We start from the raw sequence: 1,301 nt of genomic DNA, 5'->3' as shown, positions 1-1,301 counted from the left end.
TCATGCGGACACCACCACCTCAGCTAACTTGTTGTAATTTAAATCATTAGCCAAATATCATCTGTCCTTTCCCTGAGGGTGCTGGACACTTCAATAGGTATTAACTTACTGAAATAATGAAATAAAATTCATTTCTAGCTGGGGAATCGTAGTGATATGTCGAGTGTAAGCAATATTGGTGATGTGTATCACTGGAGCATTGCCAAGATAGCGGAAGCATTCAGCATTGACCGGAAAGCAGTTAAACGCCTGCTACTTGGAGCAAATATTCCTGTCGCTGGAGTGGTGAAGGGTAATTCAGTTTACGCACTCAAGGATGTGGGGCCGGCTCTCTTTGCCCGGGCGGTAGTCTCTGATCCTGATGATATTCACGACCCTTCTAAAATGGAGCCGAAAGAACGTAAAGATTGGTTTCAGTCAGAAAATGAAAGAATAAAACTGGAAAAAGAACAGCGCGGACTCATTCCCGTAAATGAGGTAGTGACAGTTTATTCAGCGATGACAAAGTCAGTTGTACAGGTGCTGGATACCATCCCGGATATTCTTGAGCGTGACTGTGCCTTAAATCCGCAATCTGTCGCTGTCGTCCAGGGTGCTATTGATGATTTGCGGACAACGTTATCAGAGCGTACGTACCACGCGTGCGCAATAGATCTCATGGGTGATAAAGGGGAGGTTATTGTCGAGGAGGATTAATGGCTTATGCGTCAGCGATGAATATTGGACGAGATATTTCATTAAGTCTTAAACCACCACGCAGAATAAAGGTATCCGCAGCGGTAAGAAAATACATGAGGGTGCCGAAAGGCGCTGGTAATTCGGTCCCGTGGGAACCAAATGTTGCACCATATGTACTTGAGCCAATGGATACGCTTGCATCGCGTGAATATGATGCGGTGGTATTTGTTGGACCGGCGCGGACAGGGAAAACCATCGGGCTAATTGATGGCTGGGTTGTATACAGCATAGTTTGCGACCCTTCGGACATGCTTGTTGTACAAATGACGGAAGACAAGGCAAGGGAGCACTCTAAAAAGCGTCTTGATCGTACCTTTCGAAGCAGCCCTGAAGTTGCGCGGCGACTAAGTCCTCGCCGAAATGATAACAACGTACATGATAAGATTTTTCGGGATGGTTCCTTCCTTAAAATTGGCTGGCCATCCGTCAATATTATGTCTTCTTCTGACTATAAATATGTCGCATTAACGGACTACGACCGATTCCCCGAGGATGTTGACGGGGAAGGAGATGCGTTCTCCCTTGCTTCCAAACGTACCACCACCTTTATGTCATCTGGCATG

The 1,301-nt window shown here is 46.1% G+C and carries 2 protein-coding genes; both read left to right on the top strand.

Annotated features, from left to right (window positions below; translation table 11 throughout):
- Window positions 1–156: 156 nt before the first annotated feature.
- Window positions 157–696, top strand: coding sequence for a DUF1441 family protein (locus M977_RS23730; RefSeq protein WP_064519617.1), 540 nt, complete (start codon window positions 157–159; stop codon window positions 694–696).
- A partial coding sequence (locus M977_RS23725) for a phage terminase large subunit family protein (protein WP_167351120.1) occupies window positions 696–1,301 on the top strand: 606 nt, incomplete at its 3' end. The genes M977_RS23730 and M977_RS23725, both read left to right, overlap by 1 nt.

Source organism: Buttiauxella gaviniae ATCC 51604 (assembly GCF_001654835.1).
Lineage (GTDB): Bacteria > Pseudomonadota > Gammaproteobacteria > Enterobacterales > Enterobacteriaceae > Buttiauxella > Buttiauxella gaviniae.
This window is presented reverse-complemented; position numbering and strand designations above follow the sequence as displayed.

What these genes read in the sequence shown, in the direction of transcription:
- M977_RS23730 (WP_064519617.1), top strand. Translation starts at nt 157, where the DNA reads ATGTCGAGTGTAAGCAATATTGGTGATGTGTATCACTGGAGCATTGCC.